22 protein-coding genes are annotated in these 21,403 nt (G+C 63.3%); 8 read left to right on the top strand and 14 right to left on the bottom strand.

The window, feature by feature from the left end:
- Positions 1-74: 74 nt before the first annotated feature.
- The 3 genes from EN851_RS09610 (at position 75) to pssA (ending at position 3,000) form a co-directional block, all read left to right on the top strand.
- Positions 75-1,241, top strand: a complete 1,167-nt coding sequence (locus tag EN851_RS09610; protein WP_245520722.1) for a DUF4375 domain-containing protein — start codon at positions 75-77, stop codon at positions 1,239-1,241.
- A 239-nt stretch (positions 1,242-1,480) separates the two neighbouring features.
- Positions 1,481-2,179, top strand: coding sequence for a phosphatidylserine decarboxylase (locus EN851_RS09605; protein ID WP_127278715.1), 699 nt, complete (start codon positions 1,481-1,483; stop codon positions 2,177-2,179).
- Between the two features lie 74 nt (positions 2,180-2,253).
- Positions 2,254-3,000, top strand: coding sequence for a CDP-diacylglycerol--serine O-phosphatidyltransferase (gene pssA / locus EN851_RS09600; protein ID WP_245464392.1), 747 nt, complete (start codon positions 2,254-2,256; stop codon positions 2,998-3,000).
- On the opposite strand, the gene EN851_RS09595 is transcribed toward pssA, so the two are convergent.
- From EN851_RS09595 to EN851_RS09580, 4 genes are all read right to left on the bottom strand, one after another.
- A complete protein-coding gene (locus tag EN851_RS09595; protein ID WP_135929060.1) occupies positions 2,997-3,590 on the bottom strand; it encodes a TetR/AcrR family transcriptional regulator in 594 nt (197 codons plus the stop codon). The two genes, pssA and EN851_RS09595, sit on opposite strands and share 4 nt — an antisense overlap.
- A 79-nt stretch (positions 3,591-3,669) precedes the next feature.
- Positions 3,670-4,470: an NAD(P)H-binding protein gene (locus EN851_RS09590; protein WP_135929059.1), complete on the bottom strand. Its 801-nt coding sequence runs from the start codon at positions 4,468-4,470 to the stop codon at positions 3,670-3,672.
- Positions 4,471-4,677: 207 nt separating this feature from the next.
- Positions 4,678-6,900: an AMP-binding protein gene (locus EN851_RS09585; protein WP_135929058.1), complete on the bottom strand. Its 2,223-nt coding sequence runs from the start codon at positions 6,898-6,900 to the stop codon at positions 4,678-4,680.
- A gap of 103 nt (positions 6,901-7,003) precedes the next feature.
- Positions 7,004-7,411 (bottom strand): 4-oxalocrotonate tautomerase family protein, encoded by a 408-nt coding sequence (locus tag EN851_RS09580; protein ID WP_127278710.1) that lies wholly within the window; start codon positions 7,409-7,411, stop codon positions 7,004-7,006.
- A 113-nt stretch (positions 7,412-7,524) separates the two neighbouring features.
- On the opposite strand from EN851_RS09580, the gene EN851_RS09575 reads away from it, so the two are divergent.
- Positions 7,525-8,379: a LysR substrate-binding domain-containing protein gene (locus tag EN851_RS09575; RefSeq protein ID WP_135929057.1), complete on the top strand. Its 855-nt coding sequence runs from the start codon at positions 7,525-7,527 to the stop codon at positions 8,377-8,379.
- Between the two features lie 167 nt (positions 8,380-8,546).
- On the opposite strand, the gene EN851_RS09570 is transcribed toward EN851_RS09575, so the two are convergent.
- Together EN851_RS09570 and EN851_RS09565 are read right to left on the bottom strand one after the other, a co-directional pair.
- Entirely contained in the window at positions 8,547-9,455 is a 909-nt protein-coding gene (locus tag EN851_RS09570; RefSeq protein WP_135929056.1) for a DMT family transporter, read from the bottom strand.
- Between the two features lie 54 nt (positions 9,456-9,509).
- A complete protein-coding gene (locus EN851_RS09565; RefSeq protein WP_135929055.1) occupies positions 9,510-10,397 on the bottom strand; it encodes a DMT family transporter in 888 nt (295 codons plus the stop codon).
- 334 nt (positions 10,398-10,731) lie between these two features.
- On the opposite strand from EN851_RS09565, the gene EN851_RS09560 reads away from it, so the two are divergent.
- The 3 genes from EN851_RS09560 (at position 10,732) to EN851_RS09550 (ending at position 13,062) form a co-directional block, all read left to right on the top strand.
- Complete coding sequence (locus tag EN851_RS09560; protein ID WP_135929054.1) at positions 10,732-11,313, top strand: VOC family protein; 582 nt, start codon at positions 10,732-10,734, stop codon at positions 11,311-11,313.
- 38 nt (positions 11,314-11,351) lie between these two features.
- Positions 11,352-12,188 (top strand): glutathione S-transferase family protein, encoded by an 837-nt coding sequence (locus tag EN851_RS09555; protein ID WP_245520715.1) that lies wholly within the window; start codon positions 11,352-11,354, stop codon positions 12,186-12,188.
- A 166-nt stretch (positions 12,189-12,354) separates the two neighbouring features.
- Positions 12,355-13,062 (top strand): LuxR C-terminal-related transcriptional regulator, encoded by a 708-nt coding sequence (locus tag EN851_RS09550; RefSeq protein ID WP_245512021.1) that lies wholly within the window; start codon positions 12,355-12,357, stop codon positions 13,060-13,062.
- A gap of 19 nt (positions 13,063-13,081) precedes the next feature.
- On the opposite strand, the gene EN851_RS09545 is transcribed toward EN851_RS09550, so the two are convergent.
- From EN851_RS09545 to EN851_RS09535, 4 genes are all read right to left on the bottom strand, one after another.
- Complete coding sequence (locus EN851_RS09545) at positions 13,082-14,185, bottom strand: polyamine ABC transporter substrate-binding protein (RefSeq protein ID WP_135929052.1); 1,104 nt, start codon at positions 14,183-14,185, stop codon at positions 13,082-13,084.
- 71 nt (positions 14,186-14,256) lie between these two features.
- A complete protein-coding gene (locus tag EN851_RS37815) occupies positions 14,257-14,718 on the bottom strand; it encodes an agmatine deiminase family protein (RefSeq protein WP_348630720.1) in 462 nt (153 codons plus the stop codon).
- The gene (locus tag EN851_RS09540; RefSeq protein WP_348630719.1) at positions 14,636-15,364 is read right to left on the bottom strand and encodes an agmatine deiminase family protein; all 729 of its coding nucleotides are present in this window, start codon (positions 15,362-15,364) and stop codon (positions 14,636-14,638) included. The genes EN851_RS37815 and EN851_RS09540 overlap by 83 nt, the downstream gene beginning before the upstream one ends.
- A gap of 183 nt (positions 15,365-15,547) precedes the next feature.
- Positions 15,548-17,065, bottom strand: a complete 1,518-nt coding sequence (locus tag EN851_RS09535; RefSeq protein WP_135929051.1) for a peptidase S10 — start codon at positions 17,063-17,065, stop codon at positions 15,548-15,550.
- A 189-nt stretch (positions 17,066-17,254) separates the two neighbouring features.
- Here EN851_RS09535 and EN851_RS09530 point away from each other — a divergent pair, with 189 nt between their 5' ends.
- Complete coding sequence (locus EN851_RS09530; protein WP_127278755.1) at positions 17,255-17,761, top strand: OsmC family protein; 507 nt, start codon at positions 17,255-17,257, stop codon at positions 17,759-17,761.
- 167 nt (positions 17,762-17,928) lie between these two features.
- On the opposite strand, the gene EN851_RS09525 is transcribed toward EN851_RS09530, so the two are convergent.
- From EN851_RS09525 to purF, 4 genes are all read right to left on the bottom strand, one after another.
- On the bottom strand, positions 17,929-18,147 hold the full coding sequence (locus EN851_RS09525; RefSeq protein WP_127278756.1) for a hypothetical protein: 219 nt from the start codon (positions 18,145-18,147) through the stop codon (positions 17,929-17,931).
- Positions 18,148-18,316: 169 nt separating this feature from the next.
- On the bottom strand, positions 18,317-18,955 hold the full coding sequence (locus EN851_RS09520) for a hypothetical protein (RefSeq protein WP_135863792.1): 639 nt from the start codon (positions 18,953-18,955) through the stop codon (positions 18,317-18,319).
- Positions 18,956-19,033: 78 nt separating this feature from the next.
- On the bottom strand, positions 19,034-19,774 hold the full coding sequence (locus EN851_RS09515; protein ID WP_127278758.1) for an SDR family NAD(P)-dependent oxidoreductase: 741 nt from the start codon (positions 19,772-19,774) through the stop codon (positions 19,034-19,036).
- A 148-nt stretch (positions 19,775-19,922) separates the two neighbouring features.
- Entirely contained in the window at positions 19,923-21,392 is a 1,470-nt protein-coding gene (purF, locus tag EN851_RS09510) for an amidophosphoribosyltransferase (RefSeq protein ID WP_127278759.1), read from the bottom strand.
- Positions 21,393-21,403: the final 11 nt, after the last annotated feature.

The following is a 21,403-nucleotide window of genomic DNA, read 5'->3' as shown; positions in this document are numbered from 1 at the left end:
GAATCGCCCAGGCTTCGTCTGGTGTCCAGTCTCCAGCAGCGAGGCATGCATCGAGACCCCGGTTCTTGTTGCCGGTGATCGTGCCCCGGTCGATCGTAGATGAGGCGAACGAAGAACCTTTCGAAGTCGTCTTCGCTGTTGAGAAGTTCATCCACAGCATGGTTTCCGAGGGGCTTTACCGTAAATGGGAGATTAACCCGAAGGCGATGCAGGTCTCCCATGCTGATTTGTATTCGGCGGAGGTAAAGAACGGTGGCCATAGTCAATTCATCCATAATGCCGGCGAGGAGTTCGACGCTATGGTTGCAAACGCCCGCGCGGCTCTGACGGCCATTGGCGCAAAAGGGCAATTGGCGGCTCTCGAAAAGATGTCCACCTGGGTCGCCGATCACCCTGACGAGGCCGAAGAACAGACTGGCTTCGAGGGCGGCCGCGACGATTTTCTCGATACACTTGACCATGCGTTCTACGACGCCGACGAAGCTTCACCAATGATCGAGCTGTTGGCGCGCTGGATCGTGTCCTGGCCTGACCTGCGAGTTGTCGAAGACGAGACCTTCGATGAGGCCATACTTCAGTTGGCAATGGCCAATCCTCGTCGTGAACCTCGGCTCCTCCATCAATCGATCGCCGAGCTGGTCGGTCAGATGATCAGCGCTCGGAACGTGGGAGTCAGTCTCGCTTGCGCCAATGCAACGCCGCCGGAGGTCAGATTGTTGCTGGGCATGGCCAGGATGCTGGATGTCGATGGCGAGAAGCAATTGGTTTTTCAACTCCGGACCAATTCGAATGAGCCTCGCCTGTGCGTTGCAACGGGCAGCCACGCAGCATTTTATGAGTGCATACCTCCAGAGGCACCAGCGATTATTCGCCCCGGTGAAAACCTATTCACAGCCGGCGCGCCGCGCGTTGGCCGCAGGCTCGGGTACGCGGACGGGCAAATGGTAGCAAAAGTGATTGAGCTAGCGGAGGAGTATCATGCGCCGGTTGCCGTCGATCTTCTGTTGCGAAAGATTGGGGTCGATCCGACCAAGGCTATCGTTTCGGCGAATTCGGTCGTTCAGCGTGCGGAGGGGCCGGTTGTGAATTGGGTGGTGATGGCTGGTGGTCACGCTTTTCTCTTCCAGTCGTACCCGGATCGTGGCGTGCTGCTCCGCGGCGACCACGAAGAAAGTCTTGCGGAGGTTCATCGAAATGAGCTTCAGGAGTATTTTGACCTCACCGCGGCAGCTGGCGAATAAATTGTTCGTGGTGGATCCGAGCAGGCCCTTCAGCTGCCATTGCTTACTCGAGAAGAACACTTCATCGGCGTGGCGGCGCTGAGCGATGCCACTTGCCGGTGCCGCTCTGCTCGACGACCAGCACGGGTCGCCATCGCGGCGAAAGCTGGCGACAAACTCGCGCCGCCGATTGTCGCGTTGCGGGCAGGGGGTGTTTCCGCTATTGAGGCCGGACCTGAAACAGGGACCACCCCCAGCCCATGAGCCTTGTCGACACGGTCAAGAACGCGTTCGTACCGATCCATCGCGAAGGCTATCCCTTCATCGCGGCCTTTGGCGCGGCGACGCTGTTCCTCGGCTATTTCTCCTCGATCCTGTTCTGGGTCGGCCTGATCCTGACCGCCTGGTGCGTCTATTTCTTCCGCGATCCCGAGCGCGTCACGCCTGTCGACGATCGCCTGGTGGTAAGCCCCGCCGACGGCATCATTTCGGCGGTGGGGCCTGCCGTGCCACCGCGCGAGCTTGGCCTCGGCAATGTCGAGATGACCCGCATCTCCGTGTTCATGAACGTCTTTTCCTGCCACGTGAACCGCTCTCCGGTGCGCGGCCGCATCGCCAAGATCGAGCATCGCCCTGGAAAGTTCCTCAATGCCGAACTGGATAAAGCGAGCACCGAAAACGAGCGCAATGGGCTGGTCATCGAGAGCCCCAACGGTACGGTGGCGGCAGTCCAGATCGCCGGCCTGGTGGCGCGCCGCATTGTCTGCTGGACCGAGGCCGGCGCTTCGATCGGTACCGGCGAGCGTTTCGGCCTGATCCGTTTCGGCTCGCGCGTCGACGTGTTCCTGCCTTTGACCGCCACGCCGCGCGTTGCCGTCGGTCAGACGGCCGTCGGCGGCGAAACCGTGCTGGCCGAATTCGGCGGCATCGCCGGCACGCCCCTCGTACGGATTTCCTGACGGTGGGCACGCAGTATAAAAAATTCGAGGCCCATGCCAGCGGCGGTCCCCGCATCCGCGAGATTCCGATGCGCATGGTGCTGCCCAACCTCGTCACCGTGCTTGCCATCTGCGCCGGCCTGTCCGGCATCCGCTTTGCCTTCGAAAATCGCTTTGAAACCGCCGTTGTCATGGTGCTGCTTGCCGCCTTCCTCGACGGCATCGACGGTCGCCTGGCACGAATGCTGAAAGCCACCTCCAAATTCGGCGCGCAGATGGATTCGCTGGCCGACATCGTCAATTTCGGTGTCGCGCCAGCGCTGGTGCTTTATGCCTTCCTGCTCGACCGTGCCGGCTCGCCGGGCTGGATCGCGGCACTTTTGTTCGCGATTGCCTGTGGTTTGCGGCTGGCGCGCTTCAACGTGCTCGACGACGAGAAGGCCGAGCGCCCGATATGGCAGAGTGAATATTTCGTCGGTGTGCCGGCGCCTGCTGGCGCCGTGCTGGTGATGCTGCCGCTCTATCTCTATTTCCTGCGCCTTGGGGCGGAGCCCAGCCGGCCGGCCGCCTTCGTCGCCACCGGCTTCACCATCCTGGTCGCCTTCCTGCTGGTCAGCCGGTTGCCGGTCTATTCCGGCAAGAGCGTCAAGATCCCTGGCGACAGGGTGCTGCCGGTCATCCTCGCCGTCGTGCTCTATATCCTCCTGCTGATGACCTATCCCTGGTACACGCTGACGGCATCGGTCGCGGGCTATCTGATCTTCCTGCCGTTTTCCGTGCGTGCCTACTCCAAGCGCGCCAGGCTGGAAGGCGAGAAGGTGCCGCCTTCGGATATAGGTTAGGGTCGCAGCCCACGGACCAACAAATCGGTCCAGGCGGACGCGAAGCGTTCGTCGCTGACCTCGATCGAGCGCTCGGCCCAGATCGCTTCGAAGACGCGGAACATGGCGACGCTGCCGACGATGACGGCGGAGACCGCGTCGCTGTCATGGGGACGCAGTTCGCCCTGGCGCTGGCGCTCCCGCAACCATTCGGCGACTGCGTGGTACGTGCTCTGCATGATCTCGCCACGCGCCGAGGCTTTCAATTCCGGAAAGGGCTCAAGATCGCGCCACAGGATTCTGAGCACGTCGCGATTCGCGCCGAGTTGTTCCAGCATGCTCTCCACGATCCGCCGCGCCCCCTGATCGACAGGAAGCACCAGTTCGCCAAGCTCGGCGCGTCCTTCCCGCGCCGTTCCAACAAACCGGTCGATAGCCGCGGCAAGCAGCGCCTCCTTTGAGGGAAAGTGCTTGTAGAGCGCACCCGAGCCACGCGACAGGCCGGCGGCTTCCTGAATTTCGGGAACGCTGGTCCGGTCATATCCGCGCTCGGCGAACAGGCGAATGGCTTCGCGTAAAATGCGCTCGCGTCCGGCGGATGGCGGCTTCATGGCTATTCCTGTCACTCGATCCTGGTGGTGGAGATTCGGCGCCCGACAGTACCATTCTCGCGCGAAATCGTAGGATCGCTCACGGCGCGCATCCACCCTGCTCGGAAAGCCATGCCTTCCATGTTCTTTCTCCCAGCCGTTCGCTGGTTTCGACCAGGCCCAAGGCAAGGCTTATCTTTCGACTCACCGGAAACGGCAGAATGAGGCGCCGGAGCCCGAGCGCATCCCGGTATTGTCGAGCGAATGTCGAGAACGGCATCACCTCGGGTCCGCCGATCTGCGGGCGGACACCGCGTTCCCCGTCGCTGACAGCCTGGGCCAGATAACTGGCGACATCGCGTGTATCGACAGGATTTGAGGGCGAAGTCGGCAGCAGCCAGACCGGCAGCCATCTCAGCCCGGCCAGCATCTGCGCCAGAAGGTAAAAGAATGGCGTCGCGCGGATGACCGACCAGGAAAGTGGCGACTCTCGCACAAGCTGCTCGCCCGCCAGCTTCACGCGGCTATAGGGCAGGGTGCTGAAGTCGAGGCCGACGATCGAGACGAAGATGAAATGCGAGACATTGGCGCGCTGCGATGCGGCAAGCAGCCGCCGCGTGCCTTCGACGTCGACATCCGACGGACTGGAGAAGAAATCGATCGGCCGCATACCGCGCCTGGCGATCGGTGACAACGTTGCGGCATGGATGACCGTATCGACGTCGCCAAGGGCTTCATCAATGCCTTCGCCCGTTGCGAGGTCGCCAAGCGCCCATTCGACGGCGCGGTCCAGCCTCGCTTCCCTGGCCAGCAACCTGACAGTGTGTCCGGACGCGGTCAGTGCCGGCACGAGATCGTGTCCGAGATGCCCGGTGCCGCCGGTGACGAGGATCTTTGCCATGCTGGATCTCCTCGCCGTGCAAAGGAGGTGTCATGTCGCGCTGGCAGAAATATGCATGCTCAGCCTGCCTTACTCAGTGAGGGAATACTCTCTCACCTTAGATTTGTCCATCTGAATCGCTGCGGCAGGATGGCGCGGTCCTTGGTCATGCGAAGACGACAGCGGGCCTCGAAAGGGGGCGTTTATAAGAGTCTGGCGTAGGTGGCACTAAGCCGCCACGCCAAGCCCCAGCCGGTCGATCGCCAGCTTTCTGGTCGATACATAATCGGTCTTGCCCGAACCGAGCACCGGGATTTCCTCGACCTTGACGATGTCGTTGGGCACCATCAGTTCGGCCGCCCCGGCCTTTTTGCCGAACTGTCGCAACTCCTCGGCGCTTGCTTCGTCAGCGGTGGTGACCAGCACGATGCGCTCGCCCCGCCTCTTGTCCGGCACCGCCACCGCCGCATGGTGTTCTTCCGGCCAAAGCGACTGCACCAGCATCTCCACCGCGCCCAGCGACACCATCTCGCCGGCGATCTTGGCGAAGCGCTTGGCGCGGCCGCGAATGGTGATGAAGCCTTCGCGGTCAACGGCGACGATGTCGCCCGTGTCGTGCCAGCCGGTCAGCGGCTGCAGTTCGCCGGGGCGGTCCGCGGTCATGTAGCCCATCATCATGTTCGGCCCGTCGAGCCACAACTGGCCGGCATCATTGATGCCTTCGACCGGCTCCAGCTTCATGCGGATGGCCGGCAGCAACCGCCCGACCGTGCCGTCACGGCCGTGGATCGCGGTGTTGACGGCAACCACGGGCGCTGCCTCGGTCAGCCCGAAGCCCTCGATGATCTCGGCCTGGAAGCGTTCACGATAGGTGCGGCGGGTGTCCGGCTTCACCGCCTCGGCGCCGGCAACGACGAAGCGCAGGCTGGAAAAATCCCCGTCCTTGGCAGTGCGCGCATAGTTGGCGAGAAACGTGTCGGTGCCGAACATGATGGTCGGTTTCACCTTGCGCGCGATCTCGGGGATGATCTTGTAGTGGAGAGGCGAGGGATAGAGGAACAGTTTTACCCCGGTGACCAGCGGCAGGATGGTGCCACCCGTCAGGCCGAAGGAATGGAACACCGGCAGCACGTTGAGCAGGATGTCCGCCGGCGAAATGGTGATCCGCGCCTCGGCCTGCATGGCATTGGCGAGAAGGTTCTTTTGCGACAGAACGACCGCCTTCGGCGTGCCTTCCGAACCCGAGGTGAAGAGGGTCACGCCCGGCCTGGCCGCGTCCTGCCGTTGCAGTGGCAGGCGCCACAGCAAGGCGGCGGCAAGCTTGTCCAGCGTGGTGACGCTGGTCCGCACATCTTCCAGCCACAGCAGCCGGGCGCCGCCCGTTTCGGCCGCGGCGACGATATCGGCGAGATCGGCCTTCTCGACAAAGGCACGCGAAGAGACAACGGTGCGGATGACGGCCGTGCGGATCGCCGCGGTGACGCTTGCCGGCCCGGCCGTGTAGTTGATCATCGCCGCCACCCGGCCCGCCGAGAGAAGGCCGACGAGCGACAGCACGACGCCATTGGCGTTGGGCAGCATCACCCCCACCGCTTCGCCCGGCGCCGTCACCGCCTCGAAGCGCCTGCCCAGCACCCGTGCGCCGATGAACATCTTGCGGTAGCTCAAGGGCCCCGAGATGACATCTTCGATGATGGTGTGCGAGGCGCCGACGCGGTCGGCGGCGTCGCGCATGGCCAGGAACAGGCCGCGGTCGAGGTCGGTGCCGAAAAGCCGGGCCTCGGCGACACGGTCGAACAGCGCATTGGTGTTCGAGGCCTGGTCCGGGTTGCGCGCCACCAGTTCGGCGACCGTCATTGGCTCCAGGACACTGATCGCCAGCCGTGGAAACCAGTGACGCGGTGCCTTGTCCGCCGGCGTCAGCGAGCCCGGCAGGCTGCGTGCACCGGCGACAAAGATCGGCACGATGCGGGCATCGGCCTGCATGGCGATGCGGGTGACGGCGCGAAACAGCCGAAACGTCTTGACGTCGGGCTCGACCGCATCGGGCAGATAGACGGCCAGCCGGCCCTTGCCCTTCAGCACGCGCACCAGCCGGCGGCTGACGAAGACATGTTCGGCGTTGAAAGCAATGGTGCGGCCGAGTTCGCGCCAGGGCTCGAGCCATGGCGAGCGCGCCGAGACCTCGTCGAGTATATGCAGCGTGTCGTCCGGCAGCAGCGAAAGCATCAGTGCCGGCTCGAAGCGCGACTGGTGCGAGATGACATAGATGACCGGCACCTGCGCCTTGCGGGCGACCCTGATGCGATTGTCGCTGATCCGGTAGGCGAGTTTGAACGGCACGTAGAGCAGCGCCTGCGTGAAACGCAGGTCGAGGCGGAATTTCTCCACCGCCCCGATCAGCAGCCATGCCACGACCAGGCCCGCAAGCAGCGCCAGTGTCAGGATCATGCCGCGTCTCTCCCAACGGTTCTGTCATCGCGGCTCTTGTGAGGCCGCTTCGAGGGCAGAGCCTAGCGGAAGTCGAGGCAAGGTCAATGCGGAAGGGGCCGCCTCACGCCGCCTTCAGCCGCCCGCTGATGAAACGGAACTCCTGCGTCTTGCCGCCATAGCCATAGGCGGCTGCCGGGACCTCGTGCACGAAAGCATAGCTTTCCTGGTGCACGCCGCCAAGCAGGCGACCAAAGGCTTCGAAGATCGCCTTGAGATAGGCTTCCAGTTCGAGCTTGGTGTTGGTGCCGTCGACCACCTTGATGTCGAGCCAGAACGTGTTGGTGCCGTGCTCGGCGAGCGACTTGCCGCCGGCGAACCAGTGCTGCGGATCGAGATAGGACACGGCCACCGCGGTGATAGTCGGATCCTTGCGCAGATGCGTGGCGGTGATCTCGGTTACTTCCCTGGCGATGCTGGCGGACAGGGTGGCATCTGGCTTGCCGGTGACGCTGACATTGATGATGGGCATTTTTCTTCTCCTTGGTTTCTAGCGGCGTCGGTCGCCGTTGGAGAGACCATGCCATCATCTTGGAATCAAAAAAATCGAATTGTTTTCAATCAAAGATTCGATAATATCGAATTATGGAAACGCTCGATCCCGACCTGCTCAGAACCTTCCTTGCGTTCGTCGACAGCGGTTCGCTGGCGCAGGCAGCCGCTAATGTCGGCCGGTCGCCGTCGGCGGTGACGGCCCAGATGCAGCGGCTGGAGGAGATCGTCGGCGAGCCGCTTCTGGCGCCTCAGGGCAGGGGGCGCGGCCTGACGCCGGCAGGCGAGGACCTCGTCGGCCATGCCAGGCGCATCCTTGCCGTGCATCGCGAGGCGTGGCTGGCGCTGAAAGGCGCACGCGCTGCCGGGCGCGTCGCCATCGGTACGACACAGGATTTCGCCGATAGCGGCCTGCCGGACCTGCTGCGAGCCTTCGCTTCCAGCCATCCGCGGGTCAGGATCGAACTGCGGGTCGGTCGTTCCGCCGAACTGGCGCAGGCGCTGCAGGCCGGCAGCCTCGATCTGGCGATCGTCATGCGCCAGACTGCGGTGCCGGATGAGGTCGGCGTGCTGCGCGAGCCGATGATATGGCTGTGTTCGAGCAAGGGGCTGGCCTCGCGGCAGGAAGAATTGCCGTTGGCGCTACTTGATCCCTATTGCGGGTTCCGCGAGGCGGCACTCGCCGCGCTCGATGCCGCAGGCCGCCGCTATCGCATCGCCGCCGGCAGCGCCAGCCTTGCCGGACTGCGCACTGCGGTGAATGCCGGCGTGGCGCTGACCTTGCGAACCCCCCGCTTTGCCCATTCCAACATTGTCGAAGCACCGCGCGAGCTTGGCCTGCCGCAGGTGCCGATGGCTGAGTTCGCGATCCGGCTGCGCGCCGGCGCCGATGCGTCCGCGGGCGATCTGGCGGCGCTGCTGGGTGACAACCTGGCTCTCTCCGGTTGATTTCCAAAAGGCCGCATTCCGTCACAGCCTTTTGGCAAAGAAAAAGCCGACCTTGCGGTCGGCTTGGGAGTGGGACGGGCCGAGGGGTTTGGGGGGACTTGGGGGGTGGCCCGTCGCACCAATAATGTCTGAGCACGGCGATGGTTCCGTGACTTTGAAATTTTTTTTTAGGAAATATTTGATGCCGGGCGTTGCGAACGTGCCATCAGCCAGTCGCGGCCGGCGTGGGCAAAGACGGCACAGAGCACGATCGCGCCGCCGACCAAGCTCGCCACCGGGGGTATTTCGGCCAGGAACAGAAATGCAAACAGGATCGCGAACGGCACTTCCGCCGAGCCGAGCAGGCCGGATTCAGGCGCCGGGATGAGCCGCGAGCCTTCTGTCCACAGGATCGAAGCCAGCGCGAAGGATGCGCCGAACGTGGCAAGCAGAACCGCGTCCCTTGCCGAGACCGCCCGGGGATCGGTGACGAACCAGCCGAGTATGAACAACAGGAAGGCGGAGATCGCGCCGGCCCACACCGCCGGAGTGTCGCGGAACGCGCGCACCATGATCATGTAGAGCGCGCTGCCGGCCGTCATCAGCAGCGCCAGTCCGTCGCCGAACAGATTGCCGGTACCGAAACCCGACCACACCATGATGGCAACCCCGCACAGCGACACGGCCGCCGCCACCATGGTCTGCAGGCGGAACGGCTCGCGCACCAGCATCCAGGCCAGCACGGCGGCAATGAAGGGCGAGGTCGCGTAGATCACCGCGACATTGGCGACGAAAGTGAACTTGAACGCCGAAATGAAGGCGATGCTGGCCAGCGCGCCTTCCACCGCCAGCAGCCAGCCGCGCCAGCCAAGCCGCAGCGGCTCGCGGTTGCCGGCACGGTGGCGGCGCCACAGCACGTAAAGGCTGATCAGGATCGCGCCGACAAAGCCGCGCCAGCAGGTGATCGTCAGCGGATCGGCATGGATCGACTTGGTCAGCACACCGGTCAGCCCGAATACAGCCGCCGAGGATGACACGAGGATGATGCCCAGCGTGCGCTCGGCGATAGTGTCGGTGGTGGCTGTCACATCAGTCATGCCGGGAGACTACGCCACTCCATCCTGACATCGTAGCGTCAGCAACATTGACCATCAGAGCCGCTTGCGAAAATGCTCGCCGCCGACGATCAGCAGGCCGGCGGCGACGATAAGGGCAGCACCCAGAAAAACCTCGCGGCGTGGCACGTCGCCCCAGATCGCGAAGCCGAGCGCGAACGCCCACATCAGGGAGGTGTATTCGAGGGGCGCCAGGATCGATGCCGGCGTCCGCTTCATGCCTTCGAAGAGAAGATATTGCGCCAGGCCGCCGAGTGCGCCGACGCTGGCAAGAAGCAGCAATTGTGTCGGGTCCGCCGTATGCCACCACAACAAAGCCGGCACCGCCGAAAACACCAGGAAGTTGAAATTGTTGAGGAGGAGCTGAATCATCGAGCGCTCGGCAAGGGCCGTCTTGCGCAGCAGCACGATGGCGATGCCCCACAGGAAGGCCGCCGTCAGCACCAGCAACACGGGTACCGAAAGGCCGAGATGGCCGGGATCGCAGGCGACAAAGACACCGGCAAAGCCGATCAGAACCGCCAGCCAGCGCAAAACAGGCACCTTTTCGCCGAGCAGGACCACCGAAAGCACGGTCACGATGATCGGGGCCGCGTAATAGACGGTGGTCAGTTCGGCGAGCTGCAGGCTGCGGGCGGCATTGTAATAGCAAAGCCAGGCGGCAAGCGTGAAGGCGCTGCGCACCAGCATTGGCAACACAATCGGCGAGCGCACGGTATCGGTAAACAGCCGCCGCCCGCCGATGGCCGCGCAGGCACCAAGAATTGTGATGCTGCGAAAGAACATGATCTGCCAGACGCTCATGCCGGCAACCAGCAGCTTGATCGAGGCATCCTGCGTCGAAAACAGCAAGTAGGCGGCGCCGGTCAAAAAGATGCCGGCGAGAACTCTTTCGCGTGTATCGAGAATGGCGATATCGGCCATAAGGCATGCGCCTGCTTGTGTGAGGGCGGCTCCGCCCTCTGTCGGCTCCGCTCTGCCAGCTATACGGGCGAAATCCGGCACGACGCTGCTCCAGCACCGCGCTTGCCTTTGGGGCAGGGGGCGGCGGCGCGAAATACACCCTGTCCCGGATGCGGCTTCTGGCGCGGCCCGGCTGATTGGTTTAGCATCGTCGCATAAAGCCTGAGAAGGGCGGCGCGCGGAACGCCGGGGAACGGACAGCGAATTGGCGCTCAGCTCATGCCAGATGTAGCATGCGTAGGCGCGGCCTGACGGGCCGCCTCTGTCAGAGCGGATATTTCGGGGGAGAAGGCCGATGCGGAAACTGCAGTCGCAAGGCGTCCATCACATCACGCTGGTCGGTGCCGGCCGTCAGACCTCGATCGATTTCTGGGAAGGTGTGCTGGGCATGCCTTTCATCTTCGAGCAGCCCAACCTCGACAAGCCGACCGAAAGCCATCTGTATTTCGATCCGGGCGACGGCCGGCTGATCACCATCTTCACCGACGAGACCCGCACGGCCGTGAAGCGCCGCACCCCAACCGACCCGGGCTGCGTTCATCACATCGCCTTTTCGGTGTCGCGGGTCACCTTCCTGCAGGCGGTCGCCCGGCTCGGCGAGCGCGCCATCAAGCACAGCGGCGTCAAGGATCGCGGCTTCATGGATTCGATCTATTTCGAGGACCCGCTCGGCCTGCTGATCGAGCTTGCCTCCTATCGTTTCGAGCCGCCTGCGGGCTTCACCCATGCCGACGTGCTGATGGAGGCGCACAGGCTTCGCGTCGCGCGTGGCGACTACAACATCGCCGAAGTGCATCTGGCTGACGCCATCCAGGCTCTGGTGGAACGCGCGCGCGCGACATTGTCGGCCGACCGGGCACCCAAAAATCCATACTGAACGCTGAGCAGGCAAGGGAGGAATATGTGGCAAAGGCAATGACGAAGAGCGCAAGCAAGCCGGTGGGCAAACCAGCGTCAAAACCGGCGGCAAAAGCAGCCGCCAAACCAGCGGCCAAGACGGCGTCAAGGGCAGCCGCCGGCAAGACGGTGGCCAAGGCCAAGGCGAAACCGGCAAAGAAACCGGCGCTGACCATCAGCATGCTGAAGCCGAGCGTCAACAACATGACCGTTCGCGTCTTTGCCCGCGCCGCCGGGCTCGACCATGCGGAGACCGATGCGTGGGGGCTCACGCGCTCGCCGGAATACATGGCGCGCAATCCGGCCCATCTGACGCCGATGATCGAGGACAAGGGCCTGCCGCGCGGCGTGCTTTGGGAGAGCTGTGCCATCATGCAATATCTTTCCAACAAGCATGGGTTGGAGAAATTCTACCCCAAGGCGCCAGCCAAGCGGGCAATGATAGACAGCGCCATGTTCTATCTGATCGGCACGCTCTATCCCTATGTGGCGCGCGCCACCTATCCCGCGCTCGGCTTCCCGCAATATGCCGGCGAGGTCGGTCACAGCGACGCCCATCCGGACAGGAAATCGGAGGCACAGAAGGCGGCGGTCGCTGCCATTGCCGAACCGCTCGAGGTCTTCCACTCCTTCTTCCGCGACGGCAAGCCGTTCATCGGTGGCAAGAACCCGTCGATCGCCGACATCCGCCTGGCGGCGACCCTCGAATTCCTCGCCGTCATCGACTACGCCCTGCCCAAATGGGCGAAGGAGTACATGGCAGCGATGGAGAAGAAGCTCGGCAAGGCCTATGCCGGCCCAGCCGGCGACGTGCGCGGCTACATCGCCCATGTGAGGTCGCAGGCCAAGGCGTGATTCCAAGCCGTCGATGGGGCGGTGAGCTGCGGAAGCAGCCACGGGACTGATTTCACCGGTGGCGTCACGGTTCCCCGCCAGTTTGAAGTTGGCGGGGCTTGCGTTAGTCTGGGCGCGGATGCAGTCGAATTTTTCTCTCGACCGGCTTGAACGCTGGAGCGGTGGCGTGGCCGCCGCGGCCCTGGCGGCAACGCCCGAAGACTTGTCGGCCCGCTTCAGCGCGGCGGCAGGCGTGCTGCTTGGCTCGGATCGTGTCTATGTTGGCTTCTATCGTCGCGATATAACGTCCCTGACCATCGACGATGCCGGACCCGATCGCTGGAACCGCGACTATGATGCGCGCATCTATCGCCAGGATCCCTTCTTTCAGAGGTTCGCCAGCACCAGACAGGATTTCCTGCTGCCCTTGTCGGCTCTCAGCCACGGCGATTTCCAGCGCACGCCCTATTATCGCGAATTCTACGGGCCCTCCGGCAGCTTCGATGAAATAACGGGCGTCTTCAATCTCGACGGACTGACGGCCGGCTATGTGACCTTTCTGCGCCGCAACGGCGCACCGCGTTTTGGCGAGCATGATCTGGCCGTGGCCGGCGCGGCGAGCAGCGCGACGAAGCTCATTCTGCAAAGGCTGCTTCATTTGTGCCGCCTTCGGGACAAGGGGTCCGCACTCGAAGCCGCGGGGTCGCAACTCAGCGCCCGGGAAAGGCAGATCGCGCGGCTGCTGATCGAGGGCGGCAGCGCCAAGACGATCGCGCGAAACCTGTCGATTTCACCCGGCACCGTGCGCAACCACATCAAGCAGGTCTACCGCAAGCTCGGTGTGCACTCCCAGGTCGAGTTGCTGGCCGCCGGCTGGGAGGCTCCGCGCACCTGACGGTGTCGTTTTGCCAGCTTCACTGTCCCGTCACGACGCGTGTCCACATGCGGTTCTGCAGGCGCAGCAGCTTTGCATCGTTGTTCTCGACCACGAACAGCTTGGCCTTTACGTCATCGGGTGGGAAAACGCCGGGATCCTTGGCGACGGCCTGATCCATCAGCGGCAGGGATTCCGGGATCGCATTGGCATAGGAAACATAGCTGGAATTGGCCGCCGCTATGTCGGGCCGCAAGTTGAAATCGATCCAGGCCTGGGCATTCTCCGGATGCGGCGCATCCTTCGGCACCGCCATCGTATCGAAGTTTATCAGCGTGCCTTCCCTGGGAATGGAATAGGCAATCTCCAGCTTCTTCGCGGATTCCGCCGCGCGGGTCTTCGCCTGCAATATGTCGCCCGACCAGCCCAGCACGACACAGATGTCGCCATTCGCCAGGTCGTTGATGTATTTCGACGAGTGGAAGTAACGGATATAAGGCCGCACCTTGCCCATCAGTTCTTCAACCTTGGCGAGGTCGTCCGGACTGGTCGACCTGGGGTCGATATGGAGATAGTTCATGGCCATCGGAATGATCTCCGCCGGGGCATCGATCATGGCGACGCCGCAATCGGAGAATTTCTTGACGACGTCGACGTCGAAGACCATGGCGAACGAATCTGTCGGCGCGTCCGGCATCCGTTGCTTGATGGCAGCGACATTGTAGCCGATGCCGTCCGTGACGGCCATGTAAGGCACTGCGTGCAGGTTCTGCGGATCCGCGCCCGCGATCAGCGACAAGGCTTGCGGATCGATTTTCGAGTGGTTTGAAAGCTTCGATCCGTCGAGTGGCAGGAAAGCGCCCGCCTTCACCTGGTTCTTCAGAAACGGAAAGGCCGAGGGATACACCACGTCATACCCCGAGCCGCCGGTGAGCAGTTTCGTCTCAAGGACCTCGTTGCCGTCATAGACATCGTAGCGGACCTCGATACCTGTCTCCTTCTCGAACTTCTCAGCCGTGTCCGGCGCGATATAGTCGGACCAGTTGTAGACGTTGACGACCTTCTCGTCGTCCGCCCGGGCGCCGCCGAAGCAGATGCCGCAGGCAAGCGCAGCGCTCAGGATTGGGATGAGCAGGGAGCGCATGGGTGTCCTCCTTTCGCGGGTGCGGCCGATGCGGCGCACCGTTCCAATTTCACTTTCGGCACGCTTGCCGCTCAACGCCGCTGCGGCGCATAAACGGGTAAGGTGATACAGGCGACATTGCCGCCGCCGAGCAGAATTTCGCGGGAGTTCTCGATGCCGACGATCTTGTGGTCGGGGAACAGCGTGGCCAGCTGTTGCTTTGCCTTCCGGTCGAGATCGCAGCCGAACTCCGGCACCACCACGACGCTGTTGCCCGGATAGTAGTTGATGTAACTCGCCGCGATCCGGTTGCCCGTTGGCCGCGCCCAGGTCGAATCGACCCGGTCCAAGCCCTCGCTTTCCTCGGCCGTCATTTCGATCGGCAGGGGATGGTGCAGCCGATGAACCTCCAGGCTGCGGCCACGCGCGTCACGGGCCGAACGCAGCGCCTCCTCGGCTTCGCGCACGATCTCATATTGCGGGTCGTCCCGCTCGTCGGTCCAGCTCAGCGCCGCGACGCCCGGACGAACGAAGCAACAGAGATCGATCGACATGACCATCCGTCTCGTCGAAAGCAAAGCCACGCGGCAGCCAGATGATGTCGTCGACGCCGAGATAGTCGCCAAGCCGGCTCTCCACCTCGGCTTTGCCGAGTTGGGCGTTGCGATTTCGATTGAGCAGGCATTGCTCGGTCGTCATCAGCGTTCCCTGGCCATCGCATTGCAGGCCGCCGCCCTCGGCGATCAGCGGCGCGCGGTAGCGGTCCATCCTCTCGATCTCGAGCACTTTTTGTGCGGCAAGGTCATCGAGATCCCAAGGCGAGTAGAGGCCGCCGTCAAACCCGCCATAGGCGTTGAAGATCCAATCGACGCCGCGCACGCCGCCTTGGTCGTTGACGACGAAATTGGGGCCGCTGTCGCGCAGCCAGGAATCGTTGGTGGACATCTCCACGACGCGCACCTCGGCGGGCAAGCGCGCTCTGGCGTTCCGCCATTGGCGGCTGGATGCCGCCACGGTCACGGGTTCGCTTTGCGCGATCGCGGCGGCGACATCGGCGAACAGCTTCTGGGCGGGCTTGGCGCCCTGGCGCCAAGTGTCCGGCCGCTCCGGCCAGATCAGCCAGCAGCCTGATTTGGGTTCGAATTCGCCAGGAGCGCGAAACCCATCCTGTCTCGGTGTGGTCGAGAGCGTATGTGACATTGTGGGACTGCCGGAAAATGGAACGACGAAACTTTCCCGGATCAGAAGGTTTTGGGGCCTTGTTCGTCAATGTCCCATTTGGGATAGCTTGATCACTGCGCCAGTCCCCTGGCCTGCGTTCGGCTGGGGCCAGCACCATTGGCCCCGGGCCTAGGTTGCCCGAAATTGCGGGGTCTCTATTGTTTATTGCGTCGCCTGGTAAAGTTCCGAAGCGGCCTCTTTCAGCGCGTGTCGGCCGTCCGGCTTGAAATACATCATGTGTCCACCTTCAACGACGTCGAGGCGGATCGGCCTGGCGCCGGCGAGCGACGGAATCTGGCTGACCAGATAACGCGACGCCAGGTAGGGAGTGACGAGATCGGTGTAGCCGTTGACGATGACGACGCCCAGCGCGGGATTCAAGGAGCGTGCCCGCTGCAAATCGTCCATCACGCCAGCATAGCCTTGGCGCGAGGCGCTCGTCCCATAGTCCCAGTTGTGGCTGATATCGTCGTTCAGTAAGCGGTAGCTAACATCGGTGCGAAAGTTCAGCTCGTCGCGAGCGTAGCCGACAAAGGCCGAGGTCAGCGCCGGCACACTGCGGTCCAGCACCGGATCGGGACCGGCGATCCGGGCGCTCTGAGGCGCTATGTCCGCCGTCGCGATCATACCGTCATAGGGGCTGAGCACCTTGCCCGTGGCACGGCCAAACTCCCTTGCGAAGAGCGAGGTCGGGACGCGGGCGAAGTTGCGGTGAACGAGGTCGAGTGGCAGGCCGGTGATCTCCGCTACGCGATCGCTGGCCAGCCGCCCGCCTTGCTCCAGCCCACTGGCGAGCGCGGTGAGGTACTCGCCAAGTGCATAATGCTCGATATCGGCGAGCTTTTTCCGCAGTGCATCGCCGTTGAAACCTTCACTACGCAGGCGAACCGCGGCGAGGGAGGGTAGTTCGAGAGCCCAATGCAGCGGCTCGAATTCGTCGGGCTGCACCAGGGTGAATTCCAGCGCCGGCGAGATCAGCACGATGCCGCTTGGGCTGATGCCGATATCTTCCTGCAGCGTCCTGGCAAGCAGTGCCGCCCGGAACCCGCCATAGCTCTCACCGGCGAGGAACAGCGGGGATCCCATGCGGCTGTTTTGGGCAAGATAGAGCCGGATAAACGCACCGATAGAACTGGCGTCCTGCCTGACGCCCCAGAAGTCGTGCGTATCCTGGCCAGGCGCCTCGCGACTGTAGCCGGTTCCCACCGGATCAACGAAGACGAGGTCGGTCATGTCGAGCCAGCTGTCGGGATTGTCGATGAGCTTCTGCGGCGAGGGGAGGAATTCCCCGTCGGCTCCGGTCGCCACGATGCGCGGTCCAAGCGCGCCGAGATGCAGATAGGCTGAAGCGGCGCCCGGGCCGCCATTGAACGCGAAGGTGATTGGCCGCGGTGCTTCCGTCGCCATGCCCTCACGCGGTTTCAGCGTATAGGCAACATAGAAAATCTCCGCCGTGACCTCGCCCTTGCCGGAGAGCAGCGGAAGCGTGCCGGCCTTTGCCTGGTATCGCAGACTGTGCCCGGCAATGGTGATCGAATGGTCGCTGATCTCGGGTGAGGGCAGCAGCGACAGCACACCGCCCTCGGGCGCTGGCCGCTCTGGCGTTTCAGCCAAGAGGGGCCGCGCGAAGCCGGCAAGCATGACGAGGACAAGGGAGACGAGTTTCAGCTTGGAACGCATGAGGCCTCCGCGGGAACGACTCCCGCATAGGTATGGCCGAGGCGAATGAAGTCAAAGGGAATAGACGAAGGCGAGCCCACTGCTATCCCCTCGACACCGGTTCCTGACAGCTTGGATCGTCGCTCGGATTGGCTCACACTTCCGTACGACCGTGCTATCAAGACAGAAAGCCGTTCGAAAGGAACGAAAATGGACGCGACCGAACTCAAGGCCATGCAGGCGCCGCTGAAGCAGGCCTACCGTAACGACGCCGCGCAAGCACTGATCACGCTGAGAGCGAAGGGTTCGATCGACGAACAGTCGGTCGCCTGCAAGGTCGACACCGGCAGGGCGATTGCCGTCGCTGGCCTTCATCCGGCGACAGGCGGCTCGGGGCTCGAGCTGTGCTCCGGCGACATGCTCCTCGAGGCGCTGGTGGCCTGCGCCGGGGTGACGCTGAAGGCGGTGGCGACGGCGCTCGAGTTCAAGCTCGGCGCCGCGACCGTTGAAGCCGAAGGCGACCTTGATTTTCGTGGCACACTCGGTGTCGCCAAGGATGCGCCGGTCGGTTTTCGCGCCATCCGGCTCAGTTTCGATCTCGACACGGACGAGCCGCAGGAGCGGATCGATTCGCTGCTGAAGCTGACCGAGCGCTATTGCGTGGTGTTCCAGACCATCAACCAGAAGCCGGAGCTGACGGTGAGCGCGCGGAGATGAATCACAAGGCCCGCGGCAGCGGGCCTAGAGCGGTTCAGAGTTTGATAGAATCTCTGACCCGCTCTAACTTCTTGTTTTTACGCAATTCCCAAGGGGAAGCGCTACGCGCTTCTTCCGGGAAAACCGCTGCACACTTTTCCTGGAATTGCTCTAGTGATACCTGATGCTTACTGAGCTGCCGGCTCTTCGGCGTCGCCTTCGTCGGTGAAGGGCGAGGCGCTCGGCACGCACTGCACGGACCAGCCCGCGGGTGTCGGCTGCTTCTGATACTCGGTGATGGCGGCGGCGCACTGTTCGCGCTTGTCGAAGGTGCTGGGCAGCACAACCATGCCGCCCTGTGGGCCGGCGATTACCAGATACCAGACCAATGCTGCGGTCGTAGCCATGGAGTTTTCCTTGTTCTGCCCCAGCAGGGCGCTTGGTGTGGGAGTCTTCCGATCCTAACAACTCCTCCGAAATGACGAAAGCATGACCGCCGCGCGCCCTTCTCCCTTAGATCACAGCCGCGTGATCATCCGGCGGATTTTCGGACTGGCCTGTTGCCGACGCCACGGTTCAGTCGGTCGCAAAACAATAGAACAGGCCGTCGCCACCTGTGCCTTTCAGCGCCTCCTGGCTGCAGCCGCCACGAGAGGCGTGCGAGGAATTCCATGACTTTGCCGCCGCCGAATCGTCGAGACCGGTGCGGTCGTGATGGCCCATCATGGCCGCCCCTTCGGCGCCGCTCATCGTCCAGTCGCCGCAGGTCTGGTCGGCGATCCGGGTGCCGTCAGGCTTGGATCCCGTCAGCATATCGTGCCGGTTGGGAGTATCGCCGCGACCGTTGACCGTCTCGCCCTTCTCATTCAGCGCGGTCTGCTTGGTGATGCCGTTGGCGTCGCTGTGCAGGGAGGCGACATCATCGGCGATCTTGGCGCCCTTGGCGTTGAACCAAGGCCCCTTGCCGATGCGGTCGCGCGCATCCTCGGCGCTGGTCGAGAGATAAGCGTGCCAGCTCTTGCCGGTGACGCCGGCGGCTTCGGCAAGCGATGCGCAATGGGCGTCCGCGCCCTTCAGGCCACCGAGATCGGCGCCCTTGCCGGAGCCGACACTGGTGACGAAGAAGCTCATTTTGGTATCTTGGGAAACAGCCACACCGACTGTAGCCCCAAGGGCGGCGGTGAGAGCGGCGGCAACGATAACGAATCTGCGCATGTCGGTCCTCCGGTTTCGAATGTCCTACGTCAGGAGAACGTAGCCGAAGGCTCTTTTAATCCGTTTCGAACCCGAGTTTTATTCCGGTTGCCGATAGGTGACGAAGCGGTTGTGCTTGGCCTGGAAGATCAGGCCGGTCTCTTTGAGGTCCGGGCTGGCCAGCGGCACGATGCGTTTGGCGATCTCGGAGGGGTGCGGCAGCGTCTCGGGATCCTCACCGGGTACGGCTTGCGCGCGCATCGCGGTGCGCGTGGCGCCGGGGTCGGCGGCGTTGACGCGCAGCGGCAGGCTTTGCGTCTCATGCGCCCAGGAACGCATCATTGTTTCGACCGCCGCCTTCGATGCCGCGTAAGGCGCCCAGAACGCGCGCGCCGAATGCGCGGCATTGGAAGACAGGATAATCGCCCGGCCGGCATCCGAAAGCCGCAGCAGCGGGTCGACGGAGCGGATCAGCCGCCAGGTCGAGGTGACGTTGATGGTCATCACCTTTTCGAAGGTCTTGGCCTCGACATGGCCGATCGGCGAGATGACGCCAAGCACGCCGGCATTGGCGACGAGAATGTCGAGCTTGCCCCAGCGCTCGTTGATGGCGCCCCCCAACCGGTCGATGCCGGCCATGTCGGCGAGATCGAGCGGGACCAGCGTCGCCTGGCCGCCGGCCGCCTTGATCTGGTCGTCGAGTTCTTCCAGCCCGCCGACAGTGCGGGCAACCGCGATGACATGGGCGCCGGCGGCCGCCAATTCCCTGGCGATGAAATAGCCGATGCCGCGCGAGGCGCCGGTGACGACCGCAACGCGGCCGGTAAGGTCGAGGGTCATGCGATGCTTCCGGAACTCTGGCTAGAGCAATTCCAGGAAAAGTGTGTAACGGTTTTCCGTCCGGAATTGCGTAAAAACAAAGAGTTAGAGCGGTTCGGCGATTCTATCAAACGCTAAACCGCTCTAAGCTGGTGACGGTCCGGCAATCCTACGCCCCGCTTGTCGCCAGCAGCGACAGCGTGCGCACATTGTCGTGGCCTTCGAAGTCGAGCAGGCGGGTCGGGTACTGGCCGGTGAAGCACGCATCGCAGAACTGTGGCTGTTCGTCGTTGCGGCTGGCCTCGCCGACGGCGCGGTAGAGCCCGTTGATCGAGAGGAAGCCGAGTGAATCGACGCGGATGAATTCGGCCATCTCTTCCACCGACATGCGCGAAGCGAGCAGCTTCGACTTCTCCGGCGTGTCGACACCGTAGAAGCACGACGCGCTGGTCGGCGGCGAGGCGATCCGCATGTGCACTTCCCTGGCGCCGGCGTCACGCACCATCTGCACGATCTTCTGGCTGGTGGTGCCGCGCACGATGGAATCGTCGACCAGCACCACGCGCTTGCCCTCGATCATGCGGCGGTTGGCGTTGTGCTTGAGCTTGACGCCCATGTGGCGGATCGAATCGCCGGGCTGAATGAAGGTGCGGCCGACATAATGGTTGCGGATGATGCCAAGCTCAAAGGGAATGCCTGCCGCCTGGCTGAAGCCGATCGCCGCCGGCGTGCCCGAGTCCGGCACCGGCACGACGATGTCGGCCTCGACCGGGTTTTCCTGCGCCAGTTCGGCGCCGATGCGCTTGCGCACCTCATAGACATTGCGGCCCTCGACCGAAGAGTCGGGCCGGGCGAAATAGACATATTCGAAAATGCAGAAGCGGGTCTTCTGCGGTTCGAACGGGAACAGGCTCTCGATGCCCTTCGAGGTGACGACGACCATCTCGCCGGGCTTCAGATCACGCACGAAACGGGCGCCGATGATGTCGAGCGCGCAGGTCTCGGAGGCCAGGATCCAGGCGCCGTCGAGATCGCCGAGCACCAGCGGGCGGATGCCGAGCGGATCGCGGCAACCGATCATCTTCTTGGCCGTCATCGCCACCAGCGAGAAGGCGCCCTCTACCTGGCGCACCGCGTCGATGAAGCGCGAGTTGAGATCGCGCTCCTTGCTGGTCGCGACCAGATGCAAAAGCGTCTCGGTGTCGGAGGTGGAGGAGAAGATCGCGCCCTGCTTCTGCAGCGCGCGCTGCACGGTCATGGCGTTGGTGAGGTTGCCGTTATGGGCGACGGCGAAGCCGCCATCGGCCAACTCGGCGAAGAAGGGCTGGATGTTGCGCATGCCGGCGCCGCCTGTCGTGGCGTAGCGCGTGTGGCCAATGGCGCGGTTGCCCTGCAGGCTGTCGATGACGCGCTGCTTGGTGAAGGTGTCGCCGATCAGTCCGACGTGGCGTTCGACATGGAACTGGGTGCCGTCGTAGGAAACGATGCCGGCCGCTTCCTGGCCACGATGCTGCAGCGCATGCAGGCCGAGCGTGACGATGGCCGCCGCATCCTGCCGGCCAAAGATGCCGAAGACGCCGCATTCGTCATGGAAATGATCGTCAGCCTCGGCGGAAAGCACGTCGTCTGCGTCTGCCATCTTAAGCTCCG

This window comes from Mesorhizobium sp. M8A.F.Ca.ET.208.01.1.1, assembly GCF_004791315.1.
Taxonomy (GTDB): Bacteria; Pseudomonadota; Alphaproteobacteria; order Rhizobiales; family Rhizobiaceae; genus Mesorhizobium.
The sequence above is the reverse complement of the archived record's forward strand: the minus strand, read 5'-3'. Positions and strand labels throughout refer to the sequence as shown.